The organism is Streptomyces sp. NPDC048349 (assembly GCF_040651925.1).
Classification (GTDB): Bacteria; Actinomycetota; Actinomycetes; order Streptomycetales; family Streptomycetaceae; genus Streptomyces.
The window spans coordinates 37268-49779 of record NZ_JBEZLA010000011.1 but is presented as its reverse complement, the minus strand read 5'-3'; the positions used below and the strand labels follow the sequence as shown (position 1 = coordinate 49779).

The 12512-nt window shown below is 69.6% G+C and carries 12 protein-coding genes and 2 pseudogenes; 5 read left to right on the top strand and 9 right to left on the bottom strand.

Features of this window, described 5'->3' with window-relative positions:
• The first annotated feature begins 417 nt into the window (after window positions 1-417).
• On the top strand, window positions 418-1086 hold the full coding sequence (locus tag AB0D44_RS09175) for a TIGR04222 domain-containing membrane protein (protein ID WP_362586732.1): 669 nt from the start codon (window positions 418-420) through the stop codon (window positions 1084-1086).
• Window positions 1087-1362: 276 nt separating this feature from the next.
• Window positions 1363-1938 (top strand): hypothetical protein, encoded by a 576-nt coding sequence (locus AB0D44_RS09170; protein WP_362586729.1) that lies wholly within the window; start codon window positions 1363-1365, stop codon window positions 1936-1938.
• A 49-nt stretch (window positions 1939-1987) separates the two neighbouring features.
• Here AB0D44_RS09170 and AB0D44_RS09165 read toward each other — a convergent pair whose 3' ends face one another.
• From AB0D44_RS09165 to AB0D44_RS09155, 3 genes and pseudogenes are all read right to left on the bottom strand, one after another.
• On the bottom strand, window positions 1988-2377 hold the full coding sequence (locus AB0D44_RS09165; protein ID WP_362586726.1) for a hypothetical protein: 390 nt from the start codon (window positions 2375-2377) through the stop codon (window positions 1988-1990).
• A gap of 189 nt (window positions 2378-2566) precedes the next feature.
• Window positions 2567-2790, bottom strand: a pseudogene (locus AB0D44_RS09160) (transposase); the annotation flags it as partial.
• Between the two features lie 176 nt (window positions 2791-2966).
• Window positions 2967-3299 carry a hypothetical protein gene (locus tag AB0D44_RS09155; protein WP_362586724.1) on the bottom strand — a complete coding sequence of 111 codons (333 nt, stop codon included), beginning with the start codon at window positions 3297-3299 and terminating at the stop codon, window positions 2967-2969.
• Between the two features lie 812 nt (window positions 3300-4111).
• Here AB0D44_RS09155 and AB0D44_RS09150 point away from each other — a divergent pair.
• Entirely contained in the window at window positions 4112-4627 is a 516-nt protein-coding gene (locus tag AB0D44_RS09150) for a SigE family RNA polymerase sigma factor (protein WP_362586721.1), read from the top strand.
• Window positions 4628-4717: 90 nt separating this feature from the next.
• A complete protein-coding gene (locus AB0D44_RS09145; RefSeq protein ID WP_362586718.1) occupies window positions 4718-5986 on the top strand; it encodes a hypothetical protein in 1269 nt (422 codons plus the stop codon).
• On the opposite strand, the pseudogene AB0D44_RS09140 reads toward AB0D44_RS09145, so the two are convergent.
• The 4 genes and pseudogenes from AB0D44_RS09140 to AB0D44_RS09125 all read right to left on the bottom strand — a co-directional run.
• Window positions 5968-6264: pseudogene (locus AB0D44_RS09140) on the bottom strand (bifunctional 3'-5' exonuclease/DNA polymerase); the annotation flags it as partial. The gene AB0D44_RS09145 and the pseudogene AB0D44_RS09140 overlap by 19 nt on opposite strands.
• Window positions 6265-6718: 454 nt before the next feature.
• Window positions 6719-8317 carry a PKD domain-containing protein gene (locus AB0D44_RS09135; RefSeq protein WP_362586716.1) on the bottom strand — a complete coding sequence of 533 codons (1599 nt, stop codon included), beginning with the start codon at window positions 8315-8317 and terminating at the stop codon, window positions 6719-6721.
• 518 nt (window positions 8318-8835) lie between these two features.
• A complete protein-coding gene (locus tag AB0D44_RS09130) occupies window positions 8836-9678 on the bottom strand; it encodes a hypothetical protein (RefSeq protein WP_362586713.1) in 843 nt (280 codons plus the stop codon).
• A 494-nt stretch (window positions 9679-10172) separates the two neighbouring features.
• Window positions 10173-10574 (bottom strand): recombinase family protein, encoded by a 402-nt coding sequence (locus AB0D44_RS09125; protein WP_362586710.1) that lies wholly within the window; start codon window positions 10572-10574, stop codon window positions 10173-10175.
• A 139-nt stretch (window positions 10575-10713) separates the two neighbouring features.
• On the opposite strand from AB0D44_RS09125, the gene AB0D44_RS09120 reads away from it, so the two are divergent.
• A complete protein-coding gene (locus AB0D44_RS09120; protein WP_362586707.1) occupies window positions 10714-11235 on the top strand; it encodes a hypothetical protein in 522 nt (173 codons plus the stop codon).
• Between the two features lie 297 nt (window positions 11236-11532).
• On the opposite strand, the gene AB0D44_RS09115 is transcribed toward AB0D44_RS09120, so the two are convergent.
• Together AB0D44_RS09115 and AB0D44_RS09110 are read right to left on the bottom strand one after the other, a co-directional pair.
• On the bottom strand, window positions 11533-11841 hold the full coding sequence (locus tag AB0D44_RS09115) for a hypothetical protein (RefSeq protein WP_362586704.1): 309 nt from the start codon (window positions 11839-11841) through the stop codon (window positions 11533-11535).
• Window positions 11842-11936: 95 nt separating this feature from the next.
• Entirely contained in the window at window positions 11937-12422 is a 486-nt protein-coding gene (locus tag AB0D44_RS09110) for an alpha/beta hydrolase (RefSeq protein ID WP_362586701.1), read from the bottom strand.
• Window positions 12423-12512: the final 90 nt, after the last annotated feature.

Genomic DNA, 12512 nt, shown 5'->3' with positions numbered 1-12512 from the left:
CAGGTGGCGGGCTGGGGTCTGGCAAGGGTCGGGGCGGCCATGGCGGGCGCCTGGGCGATCTGAAGAGGTCGCTCGCATGAGATCGCAGGTTCGGATTTTCAGCGCGAGTGCGGCGCACGTCCTCCAGGGGCGTTGTGACGGCCATGAGTTGATGTCATCGAAGTCTCCTCGCTGCTCTTCACAGCTCAGCCGGGTCGACGCGGACCTCCTGTGCCGCGCGGCACAGGACAGTTGAGAAGCTGAGGGCGAATCCCGTGAACGGGCCGTTGTCGGCCGGGGTGTGTGGGAGCGGTGCGTTGGCATGGCCAAGGCCGTAGCTCAAGTCTTGCTCTGAGATGTCGGGAAGAGGGTTGGTCGCTGTGCTGTCAGGTGACACTGCCGACAGAGCAAGTGGGCCGAAACGGGGGCGGAACTGGTATGCGGGGGGTGTTCCGGTGGATCGTGAGGGGCTCGGGGGAGACGCGGACTCTGGATGTGTATGACATAGCGTTCCTGGCGGGCGGGGCCCGGCGGGTGGTGGACAGCGCGGTCATCGCGTTGAACCGGCGCGGGCTGCTCGTGGTGCACGCCTCTCAGGTGCGGACTGTGGACGTGGAGCAGCCCCTGCACGCGATCGAGCGCGCTGTGATCGCCTTCTGCGAGCGCACCAAGAGCATCGACACCGTAAGAGCCGGCCTGCAACGCTCCCCGGAAGTCGAACGGATCGGCCGTGGGCTGGCCGCATGGGGCCTGGTGGCGGGCGCGGACCGTCAGGCGACCCGTGCGGGCCGGCGACACCTTCAGCAGGCCGAGTGCGATCCGAACATGCCTGAGTACGTCCTTGGCGGGGTCGCCGGCCTCCTGGACGGGACGGTGCGACGTCCGGTAGGCCGCGCGCCGGCGGTTCCACCACGTCGCGGCCCCACTGCGAGGCGCAGCGGTCAGGGCCCGACGTCGGGGCGCAGATTCCCGCGCCTCGACGTCGACTCCGGTCCACACTTCGACGGAGGCGGAGGCGGAGGCGGAGGCGGAGGCGGAGGCGGAGGTGGTGGAGGCGGAGGTGGTGGAGGCGGAGGTGGTGGTGGTGATGGAGGCGGTGGCGAGTGAGTGCTCGGGCCAGTCCGCTACGCGGCGGCTCGTTCAAACCCTGATGGCATGTGCTCACGCCCCGCCGGTCGACTTCGACGCTGTTGAGCCGTTCGCCCGGCGGTCTACTTGACCCGACACCGCCACGACCGCTCGATCGCGTCCACGATGTTCCCCCCTGGGGCCGACGTTGGCGTACGCCTGGGGACTCCGTTGACCGAGCGCTCGTCGTCGTCTTCAGCCGTCGGGGAAGCGTTCTCATCACGTAGGCACGTCCGCTGCAGGGAAGGGAAGTCAATGAGCTTGATCAGCGCAGCGCTCCCCCTCGTCGGTGTCGTCGTGGGTGCCGCAACGTCGTATCTGGTCAGCAGCGCGAACGAGCGCACTCGATGGCGTCGACAGCAGGCTGTTCGCTGGGACGAGCGGCGGCTGACTGCCTATGCCGAGTACGGCCACGCGGTCAAGGCATTGGCACATCGCTACCTGCGCATCGCTGTCTTCCGTGGGATCGCGACGGGATCCGCCGCGTTGGAACCCACCGATGAGGTACTTGCCGAATTGGGGGAGGCCGAGAGCCATCGCTCGGCTCTGAGCGAGGGACTCTGGCTGTTGGGTGACGCGGCGACCAACACCGCCACGGTCCGAGTGAACCACTGTCTGTGGCATCTCGAGTGGCTGGCCCGTGGTCTGATCCCCGCGGACCCCGGAGCGTGGGAGACAGCGTTCGCGGAATATCGCACTGCCCGCCAGGAATACCTCGAACTGGCGCGAGCAAGTCTTGGCCTACCGACTGGGGAAACACGGTCGGATGTCGTCTGGCCGCCGCCTTGGCGGACTCCGCCGGACCCGGCCGTTAGGCATCCGAGACCATGACGCCCGTCCGGCGAGCAAACGATTCCGGCCGGTCGGTTCCGTCCGCCTCTCAGGTCTGGCCCAGCAGTCTGCGTCTGCGCTCCGCCGTGGTTTCCCCAGCACGTACGTACTTCCACTCACGTACCAGCTCGGCGGTGGTTATCCGGCAGAGAATTGCTTTGTGGTCGATTCCCCGGACCTCGACAAGCCAGGAGCCGTCGGCGACTCGGAACACCTTGCGTGCCGGCGTGTCCCCGGCCGAGCCCATGTTGACCTCTCTGGGGACGTACTCCATGGCGAGCTTGCGTGCCAGTCCGTCAGCCGCCGCACGACCTCCGTCCGGCACGGCATGCTTTGCGACGAGCTGCCAGCGGTGGTCCTCCTCGTACCCGGGGCAGGTCTCGGCCTCCACGAGGACGACCCACCGAGCTTCCTTCTGCGGAACCGCGTCATTGATCACCGCCGCAACGTAGCGCCTGGTGCCGTCGCAGGTGAAGGTGAAGGTGGAGGCCCGGCAGGGGCGCCGGCCTCGACTGCTGAGCAACTCACCTCCTACATGCTCGCGCCTGGCGCCGAGGCGGGCCGGTACGAGGCCTCAGGGAGGGGTCTTCGCATGCCCACCGCCAAACGAAGCGCCGTCCCTGGCGCTGGGCAGAGGCACCCCGGCCAGGGCCGGCCGCAGCCAGGCGACGTCGATCCGGCCCGGTGCAGCCCGGAGTACAGGGCGCCGTGGCCCCTCCTATGCTCGGGCACAAGGACCAGGTCCACGAGAGTACGGACCGGCCCATCGGAGCACAGCAGTGCGTCGCCCAGCTCAAACAGCGCGTCGCATCTGGAGACCATGCACGCGCACAGCTCCGATCGGAACTCCATCACCGTTGTGCACGAGTCTCGTTGCACCCTGAGCTCGACCGGTTCCGCGATCCCGGCCTCCGTGCCGCAACAACCTTGCCCGCGTGAACAGGCCCTGGCCCCTGCAACGTCCGGTGAACTGAGAAGATGCCGGACACGTTCGAGCCCGTTCGATGCCGGGACGACAAACGGAAAGCTCACCGGCCGCCGAGGAAGAAGCGGGCCGGGACGAAGACCTCGTGCCCGGTTCGGAAACGGAGGCGCAGCCCTGACTCCGTCCACGTGGCGGTTTCGACCCCCTCCCGCGCGACGGTGGTATCGAGGTCCACCCAGTGCCCGTAGGAGGGGGCCGGATACCTGCCAGTCACCATCCTGTAGGAGTGCCGCCCGGACGGAGTCCACTCGTGCACCACTCCCATGTGGTGCGGACCGTCCTCGCCGTAGGCGACCGAAGAGGGTGCGGTGCTGCGGTACACCACTTCGCTCCGCGGCCACCACAGTGCGGTCAGCACCGCGGCGGTCAGCAGCACCCCCGCCGCGCCGCCCAGCAGGGCGGCGCCGATCCGGGCCCTGCGGTGGGGGCGACCGGTGCGGGCGGCGGCGGTGAGCGTGTCGATGTCGGCCTCCGGGCTCCGGGCGCCCGCCCCACTCCGGTGCGGCGGCGGTCTCAGGGAGAAAGGACGCCGGGAGGCCCTATTCGGTTGTGCTGGACCGCTGCCAAGTTCGCGCGCCCGTGGCCATCGGCTCGGACCCGTCCAGGGTGGGCAGCGGCACCTCACCGCCGCCGGCGCCTCGAGGCCCACCGGGCCGTGATTGAACAGCCCGCAACCAGGTCCTCCTCGGAGAGCGCATCCCGGTCGAACAGCGACCAGCCTTGCGGCATGCTCTCCACAGTCGGCAGCGCCCTTTCGACTTCCTCCGCGGACAGCAGGCGAGGTCCCTGGCTGCCGCCCCGAGTCGTCGTCCTGCCGTCCGCCACCCAGGTCTGGGGCCTGCTGTTGCCGAGGGGCCGGGGAGTCAGGTGTGCCGGGCGCTATCCTCGCTCAGCACGGGCATTGCCCGGGTACTCAACGACCTGTACGCGGCCCCGGAAGGCCGACGTACCGGCGCCCGGCCGGGCGCTGCTGCGCGAGGTGTTGCGCCGGGCGCAGGAGGAGGCAGGGGCGACCGGGGTGCAGCTGGAGACCGCCTCCGACAACAAGGTCGCGCAGGGCAGGGCAGGGCAGGGTCGAGGCGGAGGGCTCCGTACGCGAGGAGTTCCACGTCTGCTTCCACGAACTCGGGTGAAACATTTCCGGGCCGTCGTCGCGTCGATGGGGTGAGACGACACGAGGGGGAGTAGATGCGGCAGGGTCGCAGAGACGGGTTCCGTGAGTTCGCGGAAGGCAGATCGGGGCACCTGTACCGGTCGGCCTGCCTGCTGGCCAGCGGAGACACCCATCTCGCGGAGGATCTGGTGCAGGAGACCCTGGGGCGGATGTACCTGCTCTGGGGGCGGATCTCCCGCATCGACAATCCGGCGGCGTACGCGCAGACGGTGTTGGTCCGGGCCTTCCTGACCCACCAGCGCCGGCGGTCGGCGAGCGAGCGCCCGGTCCGGGAGTTCCCCGATTCAGGTTCGATGGCCACCGGTTCCGGCGATCCGGCACTGCGGCTGACGCTGCTGGAGGCGCTGGGGCGGCTCGCGCCCAAGGACCGGGCGGTGCTCGTGCTGCGGTACTGGGAGGACCGCAGCATCGAGGAGACCGCCAACGCGATGAACACCAGCTCGGCGGCGGTCCGCACCCGGACCTCGAGAGCGCTCGGCCGCCTCAGGGAGCAACTGGGCGGCGACATCGGCGAGTTCGCGGACCTCTGAAAACGGAGATGGTCCGGCCCGGCCGCGGTGGGCGGCGTCGGGCCGGTTCGGTCCTCTGCACACTCCTGAGAACGGAAGGTTTAGTTCCCCATGTCCTTTGAAGACGAGCTCGGTGAAGCCCTCCGGCGTGCGGGGGACGGTTTCACGGCCGACCGGCACGCCCTCGTGGAAGCCGGTGAGCGGCGCGGACGGCGGCTCGTCGCCCGCCGCCGGGCTTCCCTGATCGGCGGATCGGTGCTGTCCCTGGCCCTGATCGGCGCGGCCGGCGCCTACGCGGGGGGCCTGCTGGGCGGAACGGGCCGGGTCGAGATCGCGACGCCGCCGACACCGTCGGGTGGGGGCGGGGACGGCGCCCCGGAGCCGCTGCCGCAGCCGCCCCGCGGTACCGGCGCGGTCTCCGCCTCACAGATGGTCGAGGTACTCAAGGGGCTGCTGCCGGAAGGGGCTCTGTCCGTAGAGCATGCGAACGGTACCGGCGGTGGCGGCGCGGGGGTCAGCGGCGTGTACGACGACGGCAAGGGTGGAGCGGCGATCAGGCTCGTCCTGAGCCGGGTCGACCCGAACGGCAGCATGGCCAACACCACGACCCTTTGTACGAAGAAGGCCACGCGGCCGGACGACGACTGCACGACGGAGCAGCTGGCCGACGGCTCCAGGCTGCTGATCCAGCAGGGCTACGCGGCGCAAAACCCCGACATAGACATCAAGGAATGGCGGGCCGCGCTCGTAACCCCGCAAGGGTTCCTTGTCGAGCTGTCCGAAAAGAATGCTCTGCCGATGGAGACCATGAAGGCCTCCCGCCCCAACCCGCCACTGAGCCCCGCCCAGTTGAGGGCCGTGGTCCTCTCGGACAAGTGGCACCCGGCGCTGAACGACCTGCCCGGGGCCGCGCAGCAACCGCGAGGCTGGACGCCCGCGAATCCGAACGCGCTGCGGGATCTGAAGGCCGTGGAGCAGCTGGAGAAATTGGTGACCAAGATGAACGTCCCGGTCATCTCCAAGGGCGGGGAATCAGGGTCCGGCCACGTCGTGGTCGACGACGGCAAGGGCAAGTCCCTGGTCCGGCTCGACGTCGTCAAGGAGACCGGCGCTCCGGACTTCGAGGGCAACGTCCCTTCGCCGAACGACGGCATCCGCACCAAGGTCACACAGGGTCCTGCGGAGAACGGCAGCAGGGTGGTCCGGTGGACCGTGGACACCCGGTACAGGAACGGGCTGCGGGTGACGGTGACCGCCTACAACGCCGCTGACCAGAGCGGCACGGCCACCCGTGAGACGCCTGCGCTGACGCTGGAGCTGCTGCAGCACATCGCCACCGACCCCATGTGGCATGAACTGGACTACTTCGCGTCTGCGTAGCACTCCACGACGGCCGTGGTGAACGGGGACCGGACCGGGGTGTCGCCGAAGGCGGTCCGCCCGGCCCGGTCCCCGGCGGCGCGGATAACCTCGGCGACGGCCGCCTCGGCCTCCTCACCCCGGGCGGTCTGGGCCCGCACGCCGGCGAGTGACTGCCCCAGGCCGGTGAGGAGCAGCAGAGCCCAGTCCACGCCGCTGCCCTGCACGACGAAGTTCCGGGCGAAACGGCCACTGGCCCGGAGGATGGCCGAGGCGTACCTCGGGGTCCAGCCCTCGTCCTGGTCCTGCCGGATGCCAACAGCTTCGCCCAGGTCCCGTCCGCTATTCAGCGGGCGAACCGCTCATAGACGGTCTGCCAGGGTCTGTACCAGCGGCGGCGGTGTCATCCTCCTGGCTTTCGCTCGCTGGCGCGAGAATCTGGCAGTCGGGGAACGTCTGGCTCCCTGGGTGACACCTCCGGCTTGATCGGTCTCGTCCCTGTGCGGCCGCCGTACCAAGGGCTTCATCCGAAGGCGGGAAAGCCGCGAATTCCTCAAACAGCCGCCGGTTCTTGCGGCAGTGGTAGAGCTGGCCGAGCAACCGGTTGAAGAGATCGAACCTGCGTCGTGGCGCCAGACGGCCCGAACGACGCAGCAGGCAGCTGCTGCCAGGGACCGCCCGACGTCGCCGCGTGAGGGGCCCTGCCCGATCGTGTGATCGGGCAGGGCCCCTCATCGTGTGCGGACCGGAGGATCAGTACGCTTCGTAGGCCCCGAAAATGTCGACGATCAGGTCGGCGTCTTTCCAGCCCTGGTTCCAGAAGTTCACGATGCCGTGCTCACCGCCGCTTGCCTGTACGAGGTTGGGGACGGTCTTGCCGGCCGTCCAGTTCAGCGTGGACGCATCCGGACGAGGCGGCACGGGTGCGTCGGGCCGGTCGTTCTGCAGCCAAGGGAACGGGCTGGGCGCGACGGAGAGGAAGCCGGCCTCCGTCGTGTTGGTCACGGTGGTGTTCAGGACGTATGCCTCGCCGCCCCTGGCCTCGGGGTTGGCCCACTGGGAAATGTACCCGCGGGCCGGCAGGTGCCCACCGGGCCACCAGCTGCCCGGATCGCGAGTGTCGAGCATTCGGTAAGGCCCGTACGGCCGGTAGGCCGCTTTGCCGTCCTTGGCGTAGTGTCCGACGACGTCCACCACGACGTCCGTGCCCGCCCAGGCGCCGTTGAAGACGCTGATCTTGCCGTCGGGGCCAATGGGCACGATGACTGCGTTGGCCACCGTCTCCCCGGCCGCGAAGTTCAGGCTGGACGCCGTCGGGGGCTGGCCGCCGCCCGGGTAGACCGACAGGTGACCGGCCTGCTTCGGGTTGGTCACCGTCACGTTCAGAGCGACTGCGGTGGCGTCCGCGGGCACCCCGTTCAGTCCACTGATCTGCGTGGAGAAGGTGCTCCGCGCAGCGAGCTGGCCCTTGGCGGTGCCAAGGCCTGCCCGGGTGTCGGCGAAGCGGGCCGGGGGCATGGGCGTGTAGCCGCTGGACGAGGACCGGGTGAAGTAGCCCGTGACGTCGGCGATGAGGTCCACCGGGCCCCAGCCGCCGTTGAACAGCTCCACATAGCCGTCGGTGCCGACCGGCACGATCACCAGGTTCGGCACGGACTGGCCGGCCGAGTAGTTGAGGTTTGACGTGATGGGCTGCGTGGAGCCCTTGCCCGGGAACACCGTGACGTGGCCGTCGGTGGTGGTACTGGTGACGGTGACGTTGAGGACGACCGCGCGGACATCGGCGGGGATCTGGGCGTTCTCGGCGATCTTCAGCCGGGTCGTGCCGCGGGCGGCGACCTTGCCCGCCTTCACGCCGGTGCCGTCACGCGTGTCGAGCAACCGGGTAGGGGCGTGCGGGGTGAAGTCGGAGCCGGGGGTGAGGTACATGAAGCCGTTCTCGGCTACGACGCCGTTGACGGCGTCGGTCACCGTCACCGACACCTGATACTCGCCGACCTCGGCGTAACTGTGTGCGAAGGCCGGCTCGGCGGAACCCTTGACGGTCTGCTTCTCGGTCTTCCCGTCGCCCCAGTCGACAACGACCTCCAGCGCGACGTCCACACTGGTGATCTTGGTGTTGAGTTCGAGCCCGAGCGCGGAATAGCTGGCGCCGCCCAGGCTGATGGCGAGGTCCGGGTTGCCTTCGCCGATGCTTGCCGCCTCCGGAGCGAAAGCCTTGCTCTTGGACGTGCTCTGCGCGGTGCGGACGGTTCGTTCGGCGGGGCTGTGCCAGGTCTGGACGGCAGCCCGCTCGGTCTTGCTCTTGCCTGCTCCGGCAGGCGTGGCCGGCCCCTCGGTGGCCGAGGCCATGCTCGGGACAAAGCCGAGACCCGCTGCCACGAGGGCAGCGGTCATTATGAGTCGGCGATTTCGCACCGGCCCCCCCATTTTGGTTATTCCTATAACGAACTGATCTGATCTGATCTGATCTTGATCAGAGTACTCGGAGTGACCAACCCCGCTGCCATGGCTCCCTGCGTACGCCCGGACACCGGCGAGCTGCCCCGGCACGACGAGCCATACGGCCGCGGCCGGCGACCGCCGCGGGGGCCGCACGCTCCTCGCCCGCCCCGCACCTCAACGCGGACGTCACGGGCGTCGCATTGCCGCCCCGTCTCTCTCGAGGACGCCCTTGCCGTCGATGCCTCCCAGCTCGGTGACATTTCCACCGCAGTAGCTGGGAAGTCGTGCCGGACCCGAAGGCCGGAGGCCCCATGGCGGAGCCACGAAGATCCTCGGAACCGCGACGCTCGCAGCCCTCGTCATCTGGCTCCGTGCATGATCGGCCGGGCACGTCCTGGCCTCGCTGGTGCCGGATGCGGTGGGTGTCAGCGGGTGCGTACGGCGGTGACGGTGAAGCGTTCGACTTCCGCCAGGTGGCCGCCCGTGGCGGCCACGACCGTGAGCACCGGATCGGTCGGGTGCGTGTACGAAACGGTCGATGTCCAGGGGGTGTGCTCGCCGCCTGCGGAGGTGCAGCAGGCGGTGCCGAGGGGGAGTGGCGACGACGGCTCGCGCACCTGGACGCTGATGCTCTCGTCCACGCCGGTGATGCGGCCCCCGACGGCCAGTGGGGTGCGGGCCGGGGAGCCGTAGGCGGGGGCGGTCAGGGAGAAGGTGGTGTCGTCGGTGCCCACCACTTCCCAGGGGGCGTCCGGTTCGGTTCCGTACCGCACCAGGTGGAGGACGGCTGCGGTGCCGCGGCGGGCCTCCTGCGGGTTTCCGAGGCCGACGCCGATCCGGGCATGACGGCCGCTGACGGAGTGTGAGGAAATCCGGTCCATCTCCCGGAAGCCCAGGTAGCCCTGGACGAAGGCCAGTGCGGTCTGGTCCGCGTCCAGGTGCCAGGGCTGGTGGCCGCCCTCCCGGTGGGAACGCTGCCAGGCCCGTGCCTGCTCGAGAGTGGTGAACGGCCAGAGCGGCTGGAGGCCCGGACCGAGTGCCGGCTCGGCGGCAGGGGGTGTCGAGGGGGCCACGGCGGGGCCGGTCGGGCCGGCCGTGGACCCGGGTGTGGGCGACGCGGTCCCGGCGCTCGTACGTACGGGGCCGGTCGGCCGGGCCGTCGACGCCGGGGAATCGGTGGTGGCTTCACAGCCGACCAGCAGCAGCCCGGTCACCGCCACGGTGGCGAGGAACCGGTGGCATGGGACGGGCCGGAGCCGGGTTTTCATGGGAACTCCAGGGCGGTGCTCCGTACGGGCACTCCCCCCTGTCGGTGGGTGCCGCCGGTGGGCACATGGTGCCACCGCCGCGGTCCGGTGGGAAGCCGCGGCGCCCCATGCCGTGCGGCGCGGACACGACGGTGTGGTCGACCCGTGGCGGGCCGGTCGGCACGGCTCAGTCCGATCACAGCGCGGCCGTGCAGGTGACCCTTCCGTCGGCGAACGTGCCGCCGTCCCCGCCCCAAGCCAGGGTGCCGGCGGGCTCGAGCACCTTGGCGCCGGCCTTCACGCCTCTGCCGTGGTCTCGCCGACCCGCGTCTCACTCCGCACGACGTACGTCAGGGCCAGCCCGCTGAAGGCGCTGCCCTCCTGGTCCGCGCCAACGCCGTGGCGGCGAACGACACATCCGGAGCGTCCGCGCCGGCGCCTTGGTGCTCGGGCTACGGGCGGTGCGGGGGAGGACCACCGGCGGGCCTACCGGGCCCGCGGCTGGTGCACGCCCTTCATGGTGACACCGTTGACTGCGCAGCCGGTGTGCTGCGTACCGGCATCCCCGCCTCCTCCGCGTCGGTGACGGCCCGATGTACTGTCCCGCGGCCGCTCGGTGCCCGCAGGGATCGGGCGTAGGCGGCGATGTCGTGGTCGACGACCTTGGGATGCCCGCCGTGCCGGCCGCGCTCGCGAGCGCAGGCTTGGCCCTCCAGGGACTTCTCCCGGATGTATTCGCGCTCGGACTCGGCTATGCCGGCGAAGAACGCGAACGGGTCGGCGCCGCGCCCGAAGGGGGCGTAGACCCCTTGGAGGGGGCCGGTCAGGAGTTCGAGCTGGATGTCGTGGTGTCGCAGGTCCTCGGCAATAGCCAGGAGCTCGGCGGCGCCGCGGCACATGCGTTTCATCTCGTGCACTGTGAAGATCACCCGATGGTGAGGGACGGCCTACTTGATGATGCGGGCGAAGACCGTCGCCTTGACGAACTCGGGCCGAACCCTGACGCGGGTGCTGGTCTTCTGGCGCGTGTGTCAGAAGTGTTTTAGGTTGGCTGACGTGAGTGCGAGGGGGCGGAGTTACAGGTATGTCGGACCGGTTGAGCTGAAGGCTGCGGTCCGGCCTGGCAGCGGCGGGTGCCGAATCGGCTCGGCGGCTGACTTCGACCGCTGGATCACTGAGCGATCTGCAGCAGAACTGACCGAACCGTTCACTTTCGTGGTCGGCATGGATGGTGTGCTTCGACTGGCGCCGCGGCGAAGCGAGCACGTGGCCTGCGCTGGCGGGGACATGGTTTTGAGTGCTGGCGAGATCAGCTTCATGCGCGAGGCAGACCGGTGGACCGTGGGCGAGGTCAGCAACCAGTCCACCGGATACTGCCCGGACCTCGCCTCCTGGTCGGCAGTCGCTCATGCTCTGGACGACGTAGAACTTGGGCGGCCCTCCGGCTTCACCCATGAGGTGGTGTTCCGGCGCTGTCCTGACTGCCAGGAGCACAACATCGTGCGCGAGGACGACTTCGTCTGCGTCTTCTGTGGTAGCGATCTGCCGGAGACGTGGAACGTGGATCCCGCCGTATGACGGCCGGGGGTTTTCTGCGAGCACGAAGCGCGGCGGCCTCCGGGCCATCACGCGGTGGAGTCGTCCCTCAAGTGGCTGCGCCGTAAGTCCTTCGGGGGTTGACTTCGAGGTAGGGCGTCGGCGTGCTGGTGGCCCGGGGGCCGGGTGGTCCGGCATGCGGTGCCGAGGGCGTTCTCGGGGGTCCGCTGGGACTGCTGGCGGGCAGGAGGGCGTCTGATCGAGGGCGGGCTGGCTCGCCCGGGCCCCGCCTTGTCCCGGCCGTGCCCGGGACGGGACGGCGGGGGATGTCATCAGCGGTCAGGCATCGGGCCGTGCTGCGAGGAATGCGAGGGCTCTGGCCACGAACGCGTCGTGGAACTGGAATATTCCGCCGTGCCCGGCGTCCGGGTAGAGGGGGACGAGTTCGCCCCGCGGCAGCCGTGAGGCGAGGTCTAGGGTGTTCTCGCTCGGCACCATCCGGTCGCTCTCGCCGTTGGCCTCCAGCACGGGGTGGCGGATGCGGGACAGGTCGGCCGGCGGCTGGAGGGCCCATCGGTGGATGGCCTTCAGTTGGGCACGGAACGACATCAGCAAGATGGCTTTGTCGCGGTGGTCCGTGCGCTCCATCAGCCGTTCCAGGAAGGCGCCTGCTTCGCGTCGCCCATGTTCGGTGTCGGTGAAGAAGAGGAACTGCTTGGGGTCCTTGCGGGTCAGGAAGGCCTTTAGGATGTACCGGAGGGTGAGTGCGGTGACTTGTCGATGCCCGGGCCTCCGGCGGGGCCGGTGCCCGCGAGGACGGCCCTGCGCACCAGCTGCGGTTCCTCGGATGCGATGACCTGGGCGATGAAGCCGCCCATCGACAGGCCGAGCAGGTCGACGTGGTCGAAGCCCAGGGCTCGGATGAACAGCACCGCGTCGCGGGCCATCGCTTCGACGGTGTCGGGGGTGGAGCCGCCCGACGCGCCAACTCCGCGGTTGTCGAAGGTGATCACCCGGCGCCATGCGGCGAGTCCGTCGATGACGCGGGGGTCCCAGTTGTCCAGGACCGCGGTCAGGTGGTGGAGCAGGATCAGCGGTACGCCGCCTCCTTCCGGGCCGAGCTGCGGGTATACGAAGTCGACGCCGCGCACAGACACCGGACGGGTCGGCACGTCCTTGTGCGACGGCGGGGCGGGCGTGGGGGTGGGGGAACTGCGCGGTGCGTTCATGACCGGTTCCTGGTGGTGTGGAAGGTAGGGGTGGTGGCAGGCTGGGTCCTCTCGCTGCCCGGGGTCACCGCGTCCTGCCTGTTCCGGGAA

Coding starts and splice junctions, on each gene's coding strand:
- AB0D44_RS09145 (WP_362586718.1), top strand. CDS start 4,718: ATGTCCTTTGAAGACGAGCTCGGTGAAGCCCTCCGGCGTGCGGGGGAC.
- AB0D44_RS09130 (WP_362586713.1), bottom strand. CDS start 9,678: ATGAAAACCCGGCTCCGGCCCGTCCCATGCCACCGGTTCCTCGCCACC.
- AB0D44_RS09150 (WP_362586721.1), top strand. CDS start 4,112: ATGCGGCAGGGTCGCAGAGACGGGTTCCGTGAGTTCGCGGAAGGCAGA.
- AB0D44_RS09110 (WP_362586701.1), bottom strand. CDS start 12,422: ATGAACGCACCGCGCAGTTCCCCCACCCCCACGCCCGCCCCGCCGTCG.
- AB0D44_RS09175 (WP_362586732.1), top strand. CDS start 418: ATGCGGGGGGTGTTCCGGTGGATCGTGAGGGGCTCGGGGGAGACGCGG.
- AB0D44_RS09170 (WP_362586729.1), top strand. CDS start 1,363: ATGAGCTTGATCAGCGCAGCGCTCCCCCTCGTCGGTGTCGTCGTGGGT.
- AB0D44_RS09135 (WP_362586716.1), bottom strand. CDS start 8,317: ATGGCCTCGGCCACCGAGGGGCCGGCCACGCCTGCCGGAGCAGGCAAG.
- AB0D44_RS09115 (WP_362586704.1), bottom strand. CDS start 11,841: ATGGAGCGCACGGACCACCGCGACAAAGCCATCTTGCTGATGTCGTTC.